A 17,325-nucleotide genomic window follows, 5' to 3' on the forward strand; every position below is an offset into this window, starting at 1 on the left:
GGCTGGCAAGTCAGCCCGGTTTCCCGTCGAGACGTTGGCGCGTCAGCACGGGCGGGCATTGCAGGGTGAACAAGAAGCAGGCCGCAGAACACGGCACTGCGGAGGCGAGTACTTTCGGCAACGGGCCGGTCGAGGTCGGCTGGCCCGAGCAGTTCCGCTCTGCCATGAAGAGGAATTCCAGAATCAGCGCAAGCGCAAAGCCAAACAACATCTTGCGCGCGAGCCACAGTCTCCCGGACAGATCAGGGCGGCCCAGGACCGCTGCGATCTGAAGTGCCGGGGACGCGATCAACAAAACAGCGAGACCAATGAGCAGCGGGAGAAACTGTCGATATTCGAGCAGCCACAGAGCCCCCCGCCCGCAGCTCGTACGCAGGTCGATTTGGTTCAGTTCTCGAGGTGATGGGGGCAGTTGGCATGGGCGCAAGGGATGACTGACCTTGCACCAGCTCGGGTCTCGGGGTCTGTTCGGCAGCGCACTTTAGGAGAGCATTGCAAGCTTGAACGGATAGTCAAGCAGGCCATATCCGCTCGATCCTGAGGCGCAAGGTATGCAACGAGGATCGGACGGAACTGACGTGAGTACTCGTGCTGGTGGATTAACTGCACCCATGAGTGCGCACCGAAAGGACTGGGCATGACATCAATGAGCCAGCGCAGCAGCAAACCCGCAAAGCGACTCCGGCCAAGAAGGCGGGAAGTAAGAAACCATCGACAAAGCCTGTCCCAGCACGCGAGCCCGTCACCGCTGCGTCGAAGAAGGCTCCAGCCGCCGCTGCCAAGAAGAAGGTGATGCCAGCGAAGAAAGTCGCAGCAAAGTAGGCCGCTGCGCCGAAGCGGTATCGAGGGTCCGCGTTCCTCTTGGTCCCCGCCCTTGGCTGCACCCACTCCTCCACCGGTGTCCCGGCATTGTTCGCAGGCTTCATCGCTACTACGGCAAGGTCTGACTTCTCCAGCCAATGCATCATCGGCGTCGGCTCCTCACCTTCCCGATGCGGGCCGCCGGCCACGACTGGCGCCAGCGGTCAGACTGGAGATCTCCCGGTTCCCGAGCAAGGAGCGTGCGGCATGCCAGGGTCTACGACCACGCCGGGTCGCACGGGCGCTTGCGATGGCGCGCCCAAGCGTGTTGCCTTCCGCAGATCGGACGGCGTCGGCACCTGGATCGAAATTCTTACGCGGCTCAATGGCTGGCCTACACGTACCCCTGTCAACGCTTCGTCGTGCACCTCACGGTGCCCAACGCAAGACTCGGGGACAACATGATTCGCTATACCTTGCTGTGAGGGACTTGCACCCTTTGCTCCTTGCCGGTCTCCCGGCGCACCCGACCGAAGTTTGAGCCGGATTTCCCCACACCTAGGCGAAGCGCGGCTGCTATTTTTTGTCGGCCCTGATCTTGCGTACTGAAGGGAGTTCCCCGGCCTGATGTGACGTCAGCCCTCCGGCGTGGCATAAGGCGTCGAAGTCCTTGGCGAGATCGCCGAGACTCACGGATCGAAGCTTCTTCACCAGCAGCGCCTCGGCCTGTGCCAGCGCTTCATCCAAGGCGGCGTTGACGATACTCTCGACCGCGCATTGCGGGTTGTCGGTCGTGTTGCCGATGGCGAATATGCGCGGCCCCCCCACTGCGTTGTGGATGTCCAGAAGCGTCACCGACGTAAGGCAACAGGACAGCTTCCAGCCGCCGCCATGGCCTTTTTCAGAGCTGACGAAGCCGGCCTTCTTCAGGCCCGACATGGTTCGCCTGACGACAACCGGATTGGTGTCGAGCATCTTGGATATCTGTTCGGAGGTGAAAGGCTCATCGCGCTGCGCCATGTGCAGCAGCACGTGGAGCATCCGGGAGAGGCGGCTATCGCTTCTCATGGCACAAGCCGGCTGCGAGCGTACCGGATCCTTGATCTGCAAATCATGGAGCATTGTAAGTTGCGTGAACTCCTTCTAGTCCTTATCATGTAACTTGTATAGTTTCTTAATTTGCAGGAGCATCCATGGTCTACGACGCCATCATCATCGGAGGCAGCTACGCAGGTCTCGCAGCTGCAATGCCGCTCGCACGTGCGCGACGCAGGATTCTGGTCATTGACGGAGGCCAGCGCCGCAACCGTTTTGCGGACCGTTCGCACGGGTTCCTCACACAGGACGGCGCCAGCGCGGCCGACATCGTAGCGATCGGGCGGGAGCAACTCCTGGCGTACGACACGGTGGAATGGCTCGACGCCCAAGCGGGCAATGCAAGCCGGACCGACGTGGGCTTCCGTATTGAACTCGAAGGCAGGGATGCACGAACTGCAAAGCGGCTGGTCATCGCTACCGGCGTGATCGATACGCTGCCTGCAATCCCCGGACTGGCAGAGCGCTGGGGGCGCCATGTCTTCCATTGTCCCTATTGCCACGGCTACGAACTGCACCAGGGGCGGATCGGTGTAATCGGCACGTCAGCGCTGTCCATCCATACGGCCCTGCTGCTCCCCGATTGGGGGACGACAACGCTATTCCTCAACGATGCCGTGACACTTGACGCGACGCAGCAGGCGCAGTTGCAGGCCCGTGGTGTGACAGTCGAGTCCGTCCCGGTGGACCGAATCGTCGGCCAGGCGGACGTTGTGCTGCGGGATGGCCGGACCATCACGCTTGACGGCCTGTTCACGTCAAGCCGAACCGCCGTTGCAAGCCCGACAGCGGCCTCACTCGGCTGCGAGTTCGCGGACAGCCCTTTCGGGCCAATCATCAAGACCGACGCCATGAAAGCCACGTCGGTACCGGGACTGTTTGCTTGTGGCGATGCTTCACGCGCGGGGGGCTCGGTGGCCCTCTCAGTGGGCGACGGAACGCTTGCCGGCGTCGCTGCCCACCAGTCCCTTGTCTTCGGGCAAGGCTAGCTGCAAAAGGCGGTCTGGTCGCCGATCTGCCGCTACATGGCTGTCGCTCTAGGGCTTCTGTGCCGACAAGCTGCGGTATCGCAGGAGTCGGATCGTCCCTGTTCGCCACACCAGCTTGTCCGGGCCGCTGTTGCGCGGCACATCAAATTTCAGGAAATTCAAGATGTCCAACTTCTCCGACCCCAAAGCCATTGTGGACTATGCTGAGAATGCAAGCCGACGTATCCCTGGCTTGAAAGATATGCATCGCATGTCAGCCCTTCTGATGGCTGAGAGCACACCACCTGATGGGCGTGTGTTGGTTCTCGGTGCCGGCGGCGGCATGGAACTCAAATCTTTCGCTCAGTCGTTTCCAGGCTGGCGTTTTGATGGCGTCGATCCCTCCGCTGAGATGTTGGGCCTGGCAAAGGCGGCTCTCGGACCGCTGGCCTCGCGTGTTCAATTGCACCATGGCTATGTTGAAGCAGCGCCGCAAGGGCCGTTCGATGCGGCATCCTGTCTCCTGACACTGCACTTCACCGACGAAGCTGAACGCTACAGAATCTTGTGTGAGCTGCGTGCACGATTGAAGCCCGGCGGGGCGTTCGTCGCGATGCACTACAGCGTCTCTCAGGATCGTTCCGAGCGTGATCTGGCGTTGCGCAGGTGCGCTGTCTATGCCATCTCGTCCGGAGTCGATCCTGAGCAGGCAAGAGCGGCGACGGCGGCTATCGGTAAGCAGTTGCCCATCCTTGCGCCAGAGCAAGACGAGGAACTCATGCGCAGGGCAGGCTTCTCGGGCATCAGCACCTTCTACTCAGGTCTGGCATTTCGAGGATGGGTGGCGCATGCATGAGCCCTGCGACTCTCAGCAAAGGCGACTATCGAAAACGGTCCGAATCAACCGGCTTGATTGACCGGGAAGTCCCTGAAGAAGGGTTATGCAGACCTTCCCAATCTCCCAAAAAGTTACTTCAGGCTCGCCTCCTGCCTTTCTCGTGACTATCGCGAATCAGAAAAGCCCCGGGCAATTTCATCGGCGGTCTCCAAGAGCTCTTCCCGCGTGGCGCCGTCGCGTGCCTGGATTGAAAATCCCTGAAGAACAGCCGCGAGGTGCCGCGCAACGGAATAAAGACGGGGTGGTTCGATCCACGGCGCCAGCAAGGTGGCAATTTCCAGGCGGAAGCCATCGCGACGCTGCCCCAGTTCCTTGGCAAGATCGTCATGATCCGGATGGGCGCACAGCATGCCGCTCGACACCATGCAGCTACGCTCGCCTGCGGACGATGTCACTACCTCAATTGCCGTAGCCAACAACATGCGCACTGCCTGTGCCAGCGAGTCAGCCTCCCGAACGACGTTGCCCTCCACCAGGGGAAACTGCTGCGAGTAGCGATCCAAGGCACGCCTGTACAGACTAGCCTTGCTGCCAAAGACCCCATAGAGACTGGGGGGCGCCACCCCGATCGCCTTGGTCAGCTCGCCCATGCCGACTCCTTCGTAACCATGGCGCCAGAAAAGGTGCATCGCGGTCTCCACCGCCTGATCTTCATCGAAGGTTCGAGGTCGCCCGGTCTTGCGGGGGAGCTGCGCGTGATTTTCGGATGCATGCGGAGAATTCATAGTGATCATTAAAAAACACTTGACGGCCGTCGTCAAGCTCAACAAAATAGTGTTTTTTAATGATCACTAAACAATATGAATTCGCTGGAATCTGAAGCCCAGAGCTCGCTGAATCCTCATCAACATCCTGCTCCAACCTTCGTACTGCTGCACGGTGCCTGGCACGGTGGCTGGTGCTACTCCCGGGTCGCGCGCATCCTGCGAGCCAAGGGATACGACGTATTCACTCCCACCTTCACTGGACTGGGCGAGCGGTCCCATCTGGCATCCCCCGCGATCAATTCCTCCACGCATGTTCAGGACGTTCTGAAGGTGGTCGCCTTCGAAGGGCTGGAAGACATCGTGCTGGTCGGTCACTCGTACGCAGGCATGATCATCACAGCCGTGGCCGACGCGATCCCAGAAAAAATACGGGCGCTGGTGTACCTCGACGCCTTCGTTGGCGAGCATGGAAAGTCTCTTTTCGACATGGACTCCCCTGAGGCCACGGCCGCCTACATCGACCTGGCGCAATCGAACGGCGGCCACACCGTGCCGCCGCTTCCATCGGCCGTATTTGGCGTCAATGCAGCGGACCAGGCGTGGGTCGACTCGCGGTGCACGCCTGGATCGCTGGCCTGCTGGACCGAGCGACTCCAGCTGACCGGAAACCATGCCCACGTGACCAATCGGTCCTACGTTTTTGCGGCCGGTTGGACAGGTCCTTTCAGGCCGATCTATGAACGCGTCGTCGCCGAGGGCGGCTGGAGGACCTTTGAGCTCGACTGCGGCCACGATGTCATGGTCGACATGCCGCAAGAGACGGCGGACATCATTGAGAGCGCGGCCTTCGCTGAGCTAGCCGGGGCCTGACCCATGTCACGAACCGAAGTGGGCGCGGCCTTGCTGGTGCCTTTGTTCTGGGGCCTGCAGTTCGTCACGACTAAGCTGGGTGTCGAGGCCATTGCGCCACTGATGTTCGGCGCCTTGCGCTTTGCCGTCGTGGCGATGCTACTTCTGCCTTTCGCGGGCAAACCGAGCCGCAAAGAATTGACCGCAGCTGCGCTCATATCGGTTTTCTTCGGCGGGTTGGGGTTTGGCCTGTACTTCGCGGGCCTTCATCTTGGCTCAGCCAGCCTGTCAGCCGTGGTCGCGCAGTTGATGACCCCCTTCACTGTGCTGTTCGCATGGCCGCTGGTCGGCGAGCGGCCTTCCCCGAGGGTGCTGCTGGGCATCGCCGTGGCCTTCGCCGGGATCGCCACTGCACTCTTCGACCCGGACCAGGCGGCATCTGTAGCTGCTGCGGTGCTGGTGGCCGGCGGGGCTGCGGCCCAAGGCCTGGGCACGGTACTGATCAAGCGCTTGGGGCCTTTCAAGCCAATGCGATTGATCGCATGGATGTCGCTGTTTGCGATGCCGCAACTGCTGCTGGCATCGGCCTGGTTCGAACACGATCAATTTCCGACGCTTCGGCATGCCCCCGCCTTTGCCTGGATGTCGCTGGCCTATGCAGCCGTGTTCGGCACCGTGGTCGCCTTCGGACTCTGGTTCTGGTTGGTAGGCCGTTGTTCGCTGGCACGGGTCGCACCCTTTGCCTTGCTGCAAACCGTAGTGGCTATAGCCGCCAGTGTTGTCTTCCTAGGCGAATCTGCCACCCCGTCGCTAATCGCGGGAGCCATGGTCTGCCTGGCCGGTGTAGCCCTAACCCAGTCCCACCGCACCGCTGCGCACACAACGCACGCTGTTTCCCCATCCGCCCATCGGAGGACCGATTGATATGTCCGACACCCCAAGAGCCACAATCTCGCCATTCTTCCCGTCGCTCCAACCGCTTGATATCGAAGCCGGTGGAGTCCGCTTTGCCGGCGTCATTGGTGGCGAGGGGCCGCCGGTCCTGCTCCTGCATGGCTACCCTCAGACTCACATCACGTGGCGGCGAATAGCTCCCCAACTTGCCAAGAACCACACCTTAGTCATTCCCGATCTACCCGGCTATGGTGCAAGCCGCACGCTGGCGCCCACGCCGCGTTGGACGAAGCGACGCGTCGCCGAGGCGCTGGTGGCACTGATGGACTCGCTGAACCTTGAACGCTTCGCCGTAGTGGGGCACGACCGAGGAGCGCGCGCTGGCTATCGCCTTGCCATGGACCATCCTCTGCGGGTCTCGGCGTTTGCGTCCCTTACCGTCATACCCACATTGGATGCCATGAACGCCATGGATTTCAGAGCGGCGACGCGTGCGTTCCACTGGTTCTTTCTGGCTCAGGAGGCGGACCTGCCCGAGCGGATGCTGGCGGTGGACCCGGACGCCTTTATTGACCGGGCCCTATCCCGGATGACAGGCGGCCGCGAAGTCATCGAGCCTCAGGTTTTCGATGCCTACCGCACAGCCTTTCGCGACCCAATGGTGCGCCTAGCGATCTGCGAGGACTACCGCGCAGCAATGAACGAGGATTTGGCCCTGGACATCACCGATCGAGAATCGTCGCGAAAGATGCCGTGCCCCGTGTTGGTACTGTGGCCTAAGGCGGATGCGACATCCGATCAACCTAGTCACATCGAAGTCTGGCAGCGATGGGCCAGCGACGTGATCGGTGCCGAAACTTCTGGCGGACATCTGCAGCCTGAAGAAGCTGCCGATGAGGTGCTGGCATCGCTCCTGCCGTTCCTTGCCAAGCACACTACATCGTTGGGATGAGGTTGAGTTCAGTGGCAGGCCTTTGCCGTTGTGGGGGAGTCCATATACGAAAGCTCCTGCCCAAGCTCCACCACCGCGACAAACAGCAGCAGTCTCGCATCGCGTGCCGGCGGTGCCCGGAGTCAGCCAGCCTATGCAATGTGCCGGGCAAGCGACCAGACGCGCGAAAAGGAGTCTTTGCAGTAATCAGGAGCTTATAAGCTCCTGATTATATCAAAAGCAGAATCTACCCGTACTTGGCTGGGCCAGCAGCGACGCGAAGGTCATAGGAATTTACTCGTATCTTTGTCTGGAATGCCCTCAATCGAGGGAACGAAGGGGCTCAAGATCTTGACAGTGTTTCGAATAAACATCATGCTATGAGGCATAAATGCCTCATAGCACGACGAACGATTGGTTCCTATGAACCGAACTCGCATACAGATCGCCAAGCCAGACATCCTGGCGTTTTTCAGCGAGGTGATGCCTCCGATCCTGAGGGAGCGGCAGATTGCGTCCGCCCTGGCGCAGCAGCGCAAGGGGTGGCGGTTGGCCCAAAGCACCACGCTCACTGCCTTCATCGAGTTTCTGCTCAAAAGCGGGCGACTCAAGCGGCACAAGTTCGACTTCCCCAACAGGCCGGAGACCGTGTACAGCTGGGGCACCCCTCCGACGATGGAGCTGCTGTTGCACCTCAAGGCCAACAGCTACTTCAGCCACTACACGGCCCTGCGCATGCACGGCCTCACGGAGCAGGTGCCCAAGCTCGTCTACATCAGCCACGAACGCTCAACCCCGCCCTCGACGGGCGACGACATCACGCAGGCGGCCATCGACAAGGCCTTCCGCCAACCGGCGCGCGTCAGCCAGAACGCGGTGGACTTCGGGGAGCTTCGCATCGTGCTCCTCAACAGCGCGAACACCGGAGAGCTTGGCGTCGTCGATCAGGAGCACCAGCAAGGCGAAGGTCCCGCCGCCAAAGTGCGGGTCACCAGCATCGAGCGGACACTCATCGACGCGGCAGTGCGCCCCACCTACTGCGGCGGCGTCGCGGAGGTGGCCAAAGCGTTCGAGCTCGCCAGGGGCGCGTTCTCAGTGAACGCCCTGGGTGCAATGCTGAGCAAGATGGGCTTCACCTACCCCTACCACCAGGCCATCGGGTTCTATCTGGAACGCGCCGGCTACCGGGACGGCGTCGTCGACATCATCCGGCGCTTCCCCATGAAGCACGACTTCTACCTCACGCACGACATGGCCGACACCCGCTACGAATCGGCTTGGCGCCTGCACGTCCCCAAGAGCTTCTGATCCCAAATCAGCGCGTCATCGCTGCCAGGACCTCGTTCGCCAGCTTGACCACATAGTCGAAGTAGAAGTCGAAGTCTTTGAGGTCGTAGGACGTGGCCATTGTCTGCCTGACGGCCTCGAAGTTCTGGCGATGGAACTCGCGCTCCTTGTCAATGTCGGCCAACCAGGCCAGCTCGACATGCTTCACTTTGAACATCTCCCGAGTGATCTGGAGCGCCCTCGCCTGCGTCAAGGTCAGGCCCAGTTCCTCGACCAGCACGTAGATGTCGATGAAGTCGCGAGCGCGCGGCGCGCCCGGCCGTGAGCGCTTCACCACTGGACCGTAGACCTCCATCTGCTGACAGATGGCCCGCAGCTTCTCGCAGGCGATCATCGTCGGCGAGTAAACAAAGATGCGGTAGCCATCGACCTCGGCGGGCTCCTTGTCCTCGACGTACTCGAAGCGGCTGATGTCGATACTGAACTTCGTCCCCTGCCCGATGTTCAGCGCCGATTTCCGCAGCTTGTCCATGTCCTGCTTCAGGGCCTCGTACTGCTCGGTCGAGGCGAGCTTGAACTCGAGGTCGTAACCGCCCCAGAAGCCGGCCAACTCGGGCGAGACCTGCGCGGGCTTCTCCGCCATCTTGAGGTCGAACGGCTCGTACCCCGCAGCCCGGAAGGTCTGCTGCAGCGCGCGCACGATCTTGGCCTGGACGCCCTCGACCCCGCCTTCGAAGTCCCTCGCCATGGAGAAGTCCAGGTCGATGGACTGGCGGGACGTCAGCTTGTGGATGAGGGCCATGGCGTTCCCGCCCTTGAGCACCAACTCGTCCATGAGGTCGTCGTCGGAGAACATGGCGGCGACGGCGAGCCGCTTGATCTTCGCCAGCGTCTCCAGCTCGGCGTCCTTGACCCTGACCATTGTCTTGCCCATAGCCTTGCCCTTCGCCTTGGCCTCACCTTTTGCCATGCAATCCTCGCCTGCAGCAGTCGTCGATGTCCGGCTCCATTCTCGGAGCTTTGGCGGCCAGCGCAGCACGCGCCCCCAAAGGAGGTGCATATCGCGCAGCAGCGCGCAGGCATGGGGCTCAGAACACGCTGGCGTCCGCATCGATGCAGCCAGGCGCAATGCAAGGCCACGAATCCCGGCGATCGCGGCAGGGACGAGGGCGCTGAATTTTGCTGAATTTCAGCAGCTAGAACCGAGCTGTCCGTGCCTAAACTGAATGGAACAGGACACGGGAGCACAATATGCAAGCACATCCACACAGCGTGTCGTCGAGTCTGATGCCCCAGGCTTTGCTGCGCCTGCCTAAGGTCATGAACACCACCGGGCTGGGTCGATCCACGATCTATCGCATGGTCGCCAAGAAGCAGTTTCCCCGACCGATCAAAATCAGCGTCAGGGCCGTCGCATGGCGCCAGACAGACATTGCCGATTGGATCGAAGCGCGCACGCCACCTGCCTGATCAACCGGCGTCAGCAACCGAAGGACCTGCATCCCGACTCGCCTGCCATGCCTCCAAGTCCAGGCACAAGCTCGCGATGAGCGTCTCCATCAGCACGATGGACAGCAGCGTGCCCTGTTCGATGCGAGTTCGGGAGCTCAGCAAGCGCAGACGAGCAAGCAAGGCCCGCAGCGCTTCGACCGTCTCAAGAACCTCCGCTGGTGGCCGACTCAAGCTCATCGAGAGCACGACGGCCTGCGACCGTTCGGCCACATCCCTGGCCATGATCCGCACCGTCTCCAGGCGGGATTTCGCGAACGCCTTGGGCAGCACCACGGCCAGCGCGTCCACGTCTGAGACCAGCTTGGCAACCCGTGACTTCAACGCTTCACTCGACACCGCCAAGACACTGGCATCTGGTACTGCACCCATGAGGGAAGTGTAGCCACTGCGCGGCGCAGTATCGCCAGCAGCGCGGCTCGGCATCAGTCTTCAGCCGGAGGCGAGGACGACGCAGCAGATACCTACGCATGATCTTTTCCGGGGATGCTGCGCATCAAACCCGCCCTGCGCAATTCCGCCACGTCCTGAAGAACCCGCTGGAGTGGCGTCGCAAGCAGCTTCCTGTCCGAGACATGAGACCGGCGGCGGGCCATCTGCACGCTCAGCGTGCCTTTGCTGCAGCCGTAATGTCGCGCGACAAATGCGGAGGAACACAGCCGGCAATCGGCCGCCATGCAGGCGACCAGGGCGCGAGCCCTGACCTTCAGCCCGCGGGGACATGTCGGCGTATCGAGCCTGCCGGATGCATCGATCTTGGCACACACCCAGGCCTCCAGCAGCGACAGCGCGCCTTCGACGCCATAACCGCCGCCTGCGGCGATCAGTGAGGCCGCCATGGGATCAACAGCTCGGCGAGTGGCTGCGGCAGAGGCAAGGCTCTGCGGCATCGCCGGCTCCTCAAGGCCCCGTGTGAGCTCCCACACGCGCCACGCTTCGTCAGAGGGTCGCGCACGCAGCGTGGCATCGAGCGCCGCGCGCGCCACGGTGATGAGCTCTCCATAGAGCGACAGCAGCGGCTTCGCATCGAAGCCCTCACCGGACTTCAAACCCGTGACGACGCTCAGTGCCGCGTTCGGGTAACGCTTCGGCCTTTTGCACAGGCCCAGCTTGACCGGGCGCCATGCCAGCATGAGGATCTCGCGGCGCAAGGCCTGTCTGGACTCGAGGGGTTCGGCACGACACTTCGCAGCGAAGGCCGGCCCGCGTCGTACATGGGCCGCGCGAACCCACCGCGACAGGATGTGGCTGCAAGAACGCATGACGCCCACGATGCCGTCCCCGTCGTCGATGCGCGCGACGATGTGGATCTCGGTCGGCATCAGCACGTAGTAGAGCAGCTGCCGTCCCGACTGACGGTGTGCAGCAATCAGTCGCTCCCGGATCCTCTCGGCCGTGCGCTCGTGGGCGAGGAAGTCGCGGCCTGGAGCCGCCTGCCAGCTCAAGCTCCAGGTTTTCTCGAGGGCGCTCGCCTCGCCGTTTGGCTTTTCTGCTCCCATGGCGGTAAGACGAAATTGCAGGCCTGCTGCACCTCACTTTCTTGTAAGCGATTGCAACACCCGCTGCGGCGATCCATTCGCTACCCATGCCGAGCCACCGAAATCGAACCGAAACACCGTCGTTGCGAAGTTAGGGGCTCCCCCCGAATTGAAGCTCTTCTCCAGCGGGGGCCGCGCAGGACCAAATCAAACGCCCAAGATCGCCCGCCAAGAACTCTCGACGGCCCCACCAGCCGGCATTACCTTCATCTCGCCCGAAGCCTGAAACGCCGAGGGCAGTTCGAGTCTCAACCTGTAGGAGTTCATCATGGACAAGCAAGCGCAAGCGGCACTGGAGCCGCAACTCATCGACCTGGGCGACGCGAAGGTACTGACGCAGGGCCTCCCGCAACCCAACTCGTACGAGGACAGCGTCGAGATCGAGGGGAAGAAGGTCCCCTGAACGGCCACGGCGTGCGTCATCAATGTCCGACGCACGCCTGAGGCCACAAGTGCCGCTGCGGTCCACCATCGCGACCTCCCTCGCGACGCGGCCGTGGCGGCCGATCAGATTGATCCACCAGCGGGAGGACCAGATGATCCACGTCAGTGCTCCCCACGAGCTGGCCTTGGCGAGCCATGTCCGTGCGTGCGCATGCGATGGCCAGGTCATCCTCCTCGACCTGCGTCGCAGCCGCTACCTCGGCATCGGTGGCCCCGCCTCGCAAATGCTGGCCCAAAGGCTCCAAGACTGGCCGATCGCCGCGCAGCACAGCAACACCTCCCTCAGCTCCTCGGCCACAGCCGCCCTGCTGCACCAGCTCGTCTCGCAGGGCCTGGTAGTGGACGCCACGACCACCTGGACAAGAAACACCGGCACAAGGAACACCGGCATAAGGAACACCGATGTCAGCAGTGCGTTCCACACGCGCCCGGTCGACAGCATCGAAGAAGCGACGTCGACCATCGAGCTGGATCAGGACCTGGGTCATGGCCTGACCTCGGCCCCAGGCAAGCCACTTCGGACGACCGTGCACATCCGGCGCTCGCTGCGCTTCGTGCGCAGCGTGGCCACCGCCGCCTGCTGGATCCGTTGCCGCTCCTTGCAGGCCATCACACGCGATATCGCACGCCGGCGGATCCAACTCCACGGGTCGCGGGCAGAACGCAAGGAGGCCACCGAAGCCAACGAAGTCATCGAGGCGATGAAGCCAGCCCTGGCGGCCTACGACGCCCTGCGGCCTTTCGTGTTCACCGCTCGCGACGAATGCCTGCTGGATTCCCTGGCCCTGCTCCACTTCCTGTCGCATGAGGGCCTGGCCCCACGCTGGGTTCTCGGCGTCAGAACGGGACCGTTTGCTGCCCATGCCTGGGTGCAGGAAGGTTCGACCGTGCTGAACGACCAGCACGAGTATGTCCGGCAGTTCCGACCCATCCTGGTCGTGTAGCACCGGGCAGCGCCACGATGTTCCGGTACCTCGCCCTGGTGTGGAACGCGTCCCAGCCAAGACCGTCCGCCTCCGCACAACGGCTCGGCAGCATCTGGCAGCGGCAGGCGGACTGGCGCCCCGCGCTGCGCCGACCGGGCCTGCAGGTGTTCACCACGGGTGAACGGCCTGGCATCAACGAAGCCCAGGTTGTCCATGGCGGTCTCGGCCTCGTGCTCGGCAAGCTGTTCCGCCGCGTCGAATTCGATGCCACGCCGGCGCCCGGCGCCAACCTCAGCGAAGCGGATGCAAAAAGCATCCTGGACACAGGCGGCCGCGCGCTGGTAGAGCAATTCTGGGGTCGCTACGTGGCCTTCCTGCCAGCCCCTTCGGACGCCACTCTGATCCTTCGCGATCCGAGCGGCTCCCTCCCCTGCTTCAAGCTACGGCATGGCGACGTCTGGATCTACTTCTCGTGGCTTGAGGACGCGCTGCAAATCACCGCCGCGACCGGTGGAGAAGGAGAAACCGCAAGCCCTGCAGCTTGGACGGTGAACTGGGATGTCCTGGCTCACCGCTTCCTGTACGGCGCTCAGAATGGTCGCGAAACCGCCCTCACCGAGATCACCCAGGTCCTGCCTGGCGAACTGCTGGACTCGCAGGCCGGAACGTCCACGCTGCTGTGGAGCGCCGTCAGCCACGCACGGGCGGCCGCAGACCGGGATGGCATCGAAGCGGCGACCCTGCTGGGCCACGCCGTGCGCTCGTGCACACGCTCGTGGGCCAACTGCTACGACACCCTGCTGCTGCGGCTGTCCGGTGGTGTGGACTCCTCGATCCTCGTCAACTGCCTCGCGGCCGGCCACACGCCGGCCGACGTGATCTGCATCAACTACTACTCGCCCGGCTCGGACACCGACGAGCGGCGCTACGCGATGCTCGCGGCCGGCCAAGCCGGACGCGATCTGCTCACCCGCGAGCGTGATCCTGCCTTCCGCATCCAGCGCGTGCTGGAGTCGGCCCGCATGCCCAACCCTGTCGCCTATGTCGGCGCGATGAACGCAGCCACCGACGCCAAGCTGGCAGCGGCCTACCGCGCCAGCGCGATGTTCACCGGCGCCGGGGGTGATCCGCTCTTCTATGAGATGGCCAGCTGGTGGCCGGCGGCCGACTATCTGTGCGACCGCGGCTGGGACACAGGCTTCCTGCCTGCGGCCCTGGACGCGGCCCGTGTCGGCCGGGTCTCGCTCTGGCGCTGCCTCAAGCTCGCGATCCGGGAGCATGTCAAGCCCGATCTGGCCGCGAGGACCGCAACGACCCGAGCCAATTGGCTGCCCGGCGATTTCGCGCATGACCGGGTGGACGGGCTTCGCTTCGCACACCCGGAACTTCGCGCAGCGACCGATCTCCCGATCGGCAAGTACATGCAGACCGCCGCACTGATGCACCCGATCGGCTATTACGACCCGTTCGAGCAGGCGACTGCGCCAGAGGCCGTCCACCCGCTGTTCTCTCAGCCCCTGGTGGAGCTCTGCCTTCGGCTTCCCACCTACCTGCTGATTCGAGGTGGGCGCGGCCGGGCACTGGCCCGGCGCGCCTTCGCCGCCGAGCTGCCAAAGCAGATCGCTGCCCGCAGGTCCAAGGGCGGCACCGACGACCACATCAAAGCGGTGCTGCAGAACCACCGCGATTTCGTGCGCGGACTGCTGCTCGATGGCCACCTCGTCCGCCGCGGGTTCATTGATCGCCCCCGGCTGGAGGCAGCCCTGCGCGGGGACCCCACGACGCTGGACTGGTCGCCCGGCCTGATCCATGAGCTGGTCGCCGTCGAAGCCTGGCTGACCCGCTGGCTCGGATAGCAACAGCCTTTCACGCGTTGGGAAAAGCGGCATGCCATCGCTGAAGGAAGTCCGGGAACTCCGCTCAGCGCTGATGGTCCTGTGCGACGGCCTGGAGAGATCCATGGCCTGGCGCCTCGCGGGTGCGAATGCACTGGCGCTGCTCGGTGGCGCACTGGCCGGATTGGCGCCTCTGGCCCTGAAAGCGCTGATCGATGTCGTGAGCCGCCAGCCCAGCGACACCGACAACCGTGCCACCGACTCTTGGGCATGGATCTCGGCGCTGGGCATCGCCTATCTGCTCTGCCTGAGCGCCGCGAGGCTCGCGTCCGAGATCCGGCCCTTCCTCGTCGGGGGCGTCGAACAGCGGCTCTACACGGGCTTGCGGGTCCGCTACTTCACGCACCTGCTGGACCTGCCGCTCTCCTTCCACCTGGCGCGCCAGAGCGGCGCCATGGGTCAGCGTCTTCAGCAGGCGGTCTCCGGATACCAGCTCATCCTGGCCAGCCTCGTCCACGGCTTCATTCCCGTCCTGGTGGAGGGGGTGACCGTGGCCATCGTGCTACTCACCCTGGGCCAGCCCGCCCTGGCCGCCACCTTCGTGCTCACCGGAATCGCACTCGCCCTGGCGGTCGGCAGGCACATGCCGCAGCTGCGCACCAGCGCACGCGCGGTCACGGGCACCATGGTCGATATCCAGGGCTTGATGGCGGACAGCCTGATCAACTACGAGCCCATCAAGTGCTTCGGTGCCGAGAGAGAGACCCTGAACCGCTTTGGTGAGCGATGCCTCGTCCTCGAAACCCACTGGCGGGACCTGCTGCACCGGCGCCTCGCTATCGGAGCCTCGGTCACGGTGGTTTTCACCCTCAGCGTCGCGAGCTCGCTGGCGATCGCGCTCCTCGCCGTGTCGCAGGGCCGATTGAGCCTGGGCGGCTTCGTCCTCGCCACGCTGTACATGGTGCAAATCATTCGACCGCTCGAACTGCTGAGCAGCGCCGCGCGCGATGCCTCGCAAGGCCTGGCCTTCATCCGCCCTCTGCTGGAGGACCTCGGCATCTCCCCGGGCACATCCCCGCAGCCACCCAGGGTCCAGCAGGGGACCTCGGGAGGCGAGCCGGCCAACGCTATGGACACGATGAGCGCGAAAGTCATGTCCAAGGCATCGCCGGTCCAGGCTGGTGTCGCTGTCAGCTTTCGGGGGGTGTGCCTGGCCTACGACAGAGGCCCACCCGTGCTCCGGGACTTCAGCCTGGACGTCCCGCCAGGGAAGTCCCTGGCCATCGTCGGCGCGAGCGGCTGCGGCAAATCGTCGCTCGTTCGCCTGCTGCTGCGGCTCCAAGAGCCCGATACCGGGGCCATCACCCTGGCGGGAACCCGGATCGATGCGATACCCGTCGACGAACTGCGCTCGATGATCGCCGTGGTGCCGCAAGACCTGGCCCTGCTCAACGGCACGGTCGCGGCGAACATCGCACTCGGCATGGGGAGCGCGACACGCGCCAGCATTGCGGATGCCGCGCGACTCGCCAAGCTGCATGACTTCGTCGCTGCCCTCCCACACGGCTACGAGACCGTGATCGGCGAGCGCGGGCTCAAACTGTCAGGTGGCGAGCGTCAGCGCATTGCGATCGCCCGAGCAATCCTTCGGCGCCCCCGTCTCTTCATCCTCGACGAGGCGACCTCGATGCTCGATGCCCACACCGAGCAAGAGATCATGCAAAGCCTGCTGGCGCTCTCGCAAGGGCGCACCCTGATTCTGATCGCCCATCGGCTCGCCACAGTCCGGCATGCTGATGAGATCGCCGTGCTGGCGGGCGGCGCCGTCGTAGAGAGAGGCGACCACGCCACGCTGATGGCGCTTGGCGGCACCTACGCGGCGATGTGGCAGCACCAAACGGCCGAGGAACGCAGGTGCTGAGATGAACCGTACTTCGATTTCAGGAGTCGACGCCGCCACAGCTGCCTGAGGAGATTCGGAGACTTTCTGAATAGTTTGACAATAAAACATAAACTCTTTGCAAATCAATTAGATAGCTCTCTACAATCTTGTCATGAGCAAAGAGATTCTGAGTCTCATCCGTGCATCCGGAGCCTCCGGAATGGCCCCGGACATGCTGATGACGTCCCTTGAGAAGCGCCTGAGCCGTTCCACGCTCAATCGCCAGCTTTCGGCGCTCGTCGCCGAAGGAAGCATCAAGCCGCTCGGGAAAGGTCGGTCGACGCGCTACGTGAGCACCACGCCCTTCTCGCGCGCAGAGGTCGACGCCTACTTTGCCCGGCCGGCGGCCGAGCGTCCACTGGCTCCGTTCCGGGAGGAGTTGCTTGAGCCGACTCCCAACATCGACCCGGAACGAGCATTGCGATGTACGCAAATCCAGGGCCTGGCCCACAAGCCGGACCGCAAGTACCTCGCTCAGTTCCTCGTCCTGTTCGCATGGTCCTCGTCCTTGCTTGAAGGAAGCACGTATTCGGAGTTGGATACGGAGGCACTGATCAAGTATGGGGAGAGGAATCCTGACAAGCCGATGGAGGATGCGCTCCTCGCGCTGAATCACAAGCTGGCAGGCCAGTACCTGTGGGATCACCGTGAGTTGTCGATGGAGACGGTGTGCGCGATGCACGACCTCCTGACAGACGACC

Annotated in this window: 17 protein-coding genes and 1 pseudogene; 12 read left to right on the top strand and 6 right to left on the bottom strand. The window is 63.2% G+C overall.

Annotated elements, in window-relative coordinates; all coding sequences use genetic code 11:
* Nucleotides 1-10 precede the first annotated feature (10 nt).
* Both OOZ63_RS08990 and OOZ63_RS08995 read right to left on the bottom strand, forming a co-directional pair.
* Entirely contained in the window at nt 11-295 is a 285-nt protein-coding gene (locus tag OOZ63_RS08990; RefSeq protein ID WP_266005081.1) for a hypothetical protein, read from the bottom strand.
* Between the two features lie 1,082 nt (nt 296-1,377).
* Complete coding sequence (locus tag OOZ63_RS08995) at nt 1,378-1,869, bottom strand: Rrf2 family transcriptional regulator (protein ID WP_266005117.1); 492 nt, start codon at nt 1,867-1,869, stop codon at nt 1,378-1,380.
* Nucleotides 1,870-1,994: 125 nt separating this feature from the next.
* Between OOZ63_RS08995 and OOZ63_RS09000 the strand changes: the two genes are divergently transcribed.
* Together OOZ63_RS09000 and OOZ63_RS09005 are read left to right on the top strand one after the other, a co-directional pair.
* The gene (locus tag OOZ63_RS09000; RefSeq protein WP_266005082.1) at nt 1,995-2,885 is read left to right on the top strand and encodes an NAD(P)/FAD-dependent oxidoreductase; all 891 of its coding nucleotides are present in this window, start codon (nt 1,995-1,997) and stop codon (nt 2,883-2,885) included.
* Nucleotides 2,886-3,048: 163 nt separating this feature from the next.
* On the top strand, nt 3,049-3,720 hold the full coding sequence (locus tag OOZ63_RS09005; protein WP_266005083.1) for a class I SAM-dependent methyltransferase: 672 nt from the start codon (nt 3,049-3,051) through the stop codon (nt 3,718-3,720).
* Between the two features lie 146 nt (nt 3,721-3,866).
* Here OOZ63_RS09005 and OOZ63_RS09010 read toward each other — a convergent pair whose 3' ends face one another.
* The gene (locus tag OOZ63_RS09010) at nt 3,867-4,487 is read right to left on the bottom strand and encodes a TetR/AcrR family transcriptional regulator (RefSeq protein ID WP_266005084.1); all 621 of its coding nucleotides are present in this window, start codon (nt 4,485-4,487) and stop codon (nt 3,867-3,869) included.
* A gap of 75 nt (nt 4,488-4,562) precedes the next feature.
* On the opposite strand from OOZ63_RS09010, the gene OOZ63_RS09015 reads away from it, so the two are divergent.
* The 4 genes from OOZ63_RS09015 to OOZ63_RS09030 all read left to right on the top strand — a co-directional run bounded on the left by OOZ63_RS09015 (nt 4,563) and on the right by OOZ63_RS09030 (nt 8,451).
* Nucleotides 4,563-5,339, top strand: coding sequence for an alpha/beta fold hydrolase (locus tag OOZ63_RS09015; RefSeq protein ID WP_266005085.1), 777 nt, complete (start codon nt 4,563-4,565; stop codon nt 5,337-5,339).
* 3 nt (nt 5,340-5,342) lie between these two features.
* A complete protein-coding gene (locus OOZ63_RS09020; protein ID WP_266005086.1) occupies nt 5,343-6,242 on the top strand; it encodes a DMT family transporter in 900 nt (299 codons plus the stop codon).
* Nucleotide 6,243: 1 nt separating this feature from the next.
* A complete protein-coding gene (locus OOZ63_RS09025) occupies nt 6,244-7,164 on the top strand; it encodes an alpha/beta fold hydrolase (RefSeq protein WP_266005087.1) in 921 nt (306 codons plus the stop codon).
* 402 nt (nt 7,165-7,566) lie between these two features.
* Nucleotides 7,567-8,451: a type IV toxin-antitoxin system AbiEi family antitoxin domain-containing protein gene (locus OOZ63_RS09030; protein ID WP_266005088.1), complete on the top strand. Its 885-nt coding sequence runs from the start codon at nt 7,567-7,569 to the stop codon at nt 8,449-8,451.
* A gap of 7 nt (nt 8,452-8,458) precedes the next feature.
* On the opposite strand, the gene OOZ63_RS09035 is transcribed toward OOZ63_RS09030, so the two are convergent.
* Nucleotides 8,459-9,490, bottom strand: a complete 1,032-nt coding sequence (locus tag OOZ63_RS09035) for a nucleotidyl transferase AbiEii/AbiGii toxin family protein (RefSeq protein WP_266005089.1) — start codon at nt 9,488-9,490, stop codon at nt 8,459-8,461.
* Between the two features lie 191 nt (nt 9,491-9,681).
* Here OOZ63_RS09035 and OOZ63_RS09040 point away from each other — a divergent pair, with 191 nt between their 5' ends.
* The gene (locus OOZ63_RS09040) at nt 9,682-9,900 is read left to right on the top strand and encodes a helix-turn-helix transcriptional regulator (protein WP_266005090.1); all 219 of its coding nucleotides are present in this window, start codon (nt 9,682-9,684) and stop codon (nt 9,898-9,900) included.
* On the opposite strand, the gene OOZ63_RS09045 is transcribed toward OOZ63_RS09040, so the two are convergent.
* Nucleotides 9,901-10,230, bottom strand: a complete 330-nt coding sequence (locus tag OOZ63_RS09045) for a hypothetical protein (protein WP_266005091.1) — start codon at nt 10,228-10,230, stop codon at nt 9,901-9,903.
* Nucleotides 10,231-10,403: 173 nt separating this feature from the next.
* A complete protein-coding gene (locus OOZ63_RS09050) occupies nt 10,404-11,438 on the bottom strand; it encodes a hypothetical protein (RefSeq protein WP_266005092.1) in 1,035 nt (344 codons plus the stop codon).
* Nucleotides 11,439-11,745: 307 nt separating this feature from the next.
* On the opposite strand from OOZ63_RS09050, the gene OOZ63_RS09055 reads away from it, so the two are divergent.
* The 5 genes and pseudogenes from OOZ63_RS09055 to OOZ63_RS09075 form a co-directional block, all read left to right on the top strand.
* On the top strand, nt 11,746-11,880 hold the full coding sequence (locus tag OOZ63_RS09055) for a hypothetical protein (RefSeq protein ID WP_266005093.1): 135 nt from the start codon (nt 11,746-11,748) through the stop codon (nt 11,878-11,880).
* Nucleotides 11,881-11,902: 22 nt separating this feature from the next.
* Nucleotides 11,903-12,865 (top strand): lasso peptide biosynthesis B2 protein, encoded by a 963-nt coding sequence (locus OOZ63_RS09060; RefSeq protein ID WP_266005094.1) that lies wholly within the window; start codon nt 11,903-11,905, stop codon nt 12,863-12,865.
* A gap of 17 nt (nt 12,866-12,882) precedes the next feature.
* Nucleotides 12,883-14,703 carry an asparagine synthase-related protein gene (locus OOZ63_RS09065; RefSeq protein ID WP_266005095.1) on the top strand — a complete coding sequence of 607 codons (1,821 nt, stop codon included), beginning with the start codon at nt 12,883-12,885 and terminating at the stop codon, nt 14,701-14,703.
* A gap of 103 nt (nt 14,704-14,806) precedes the next feature.
* On the top strand, nt 14,807-16,603 hold the full coding sequence (locus tag OOZ63_RS09070; protein WP_266005096.1) for an ATP-binding cassette domain-containing protein: 1,797 nt from the start codon (nt 14,807-14,809) through the stop codon (nt 16,601-16,603).
* A 133-nt stretch (nt 16,604-16,736) separates the two neighbouring features.
* Nucleotides 16,737-17,325: pseudogene (locus tag OOZ63_RS09075) on the top strand (hypothetical protein); the annotation flags it as partial.

Source organism: Paucibacter sp. PLA-PC-4, assembly GCF_026241155.1.
Classification (GTDB): Bacteria; Pseudomonadota; Gammaproteobacteria; order Burkholderiales; family Burkholderiaceae_C; genus Roseateles_E.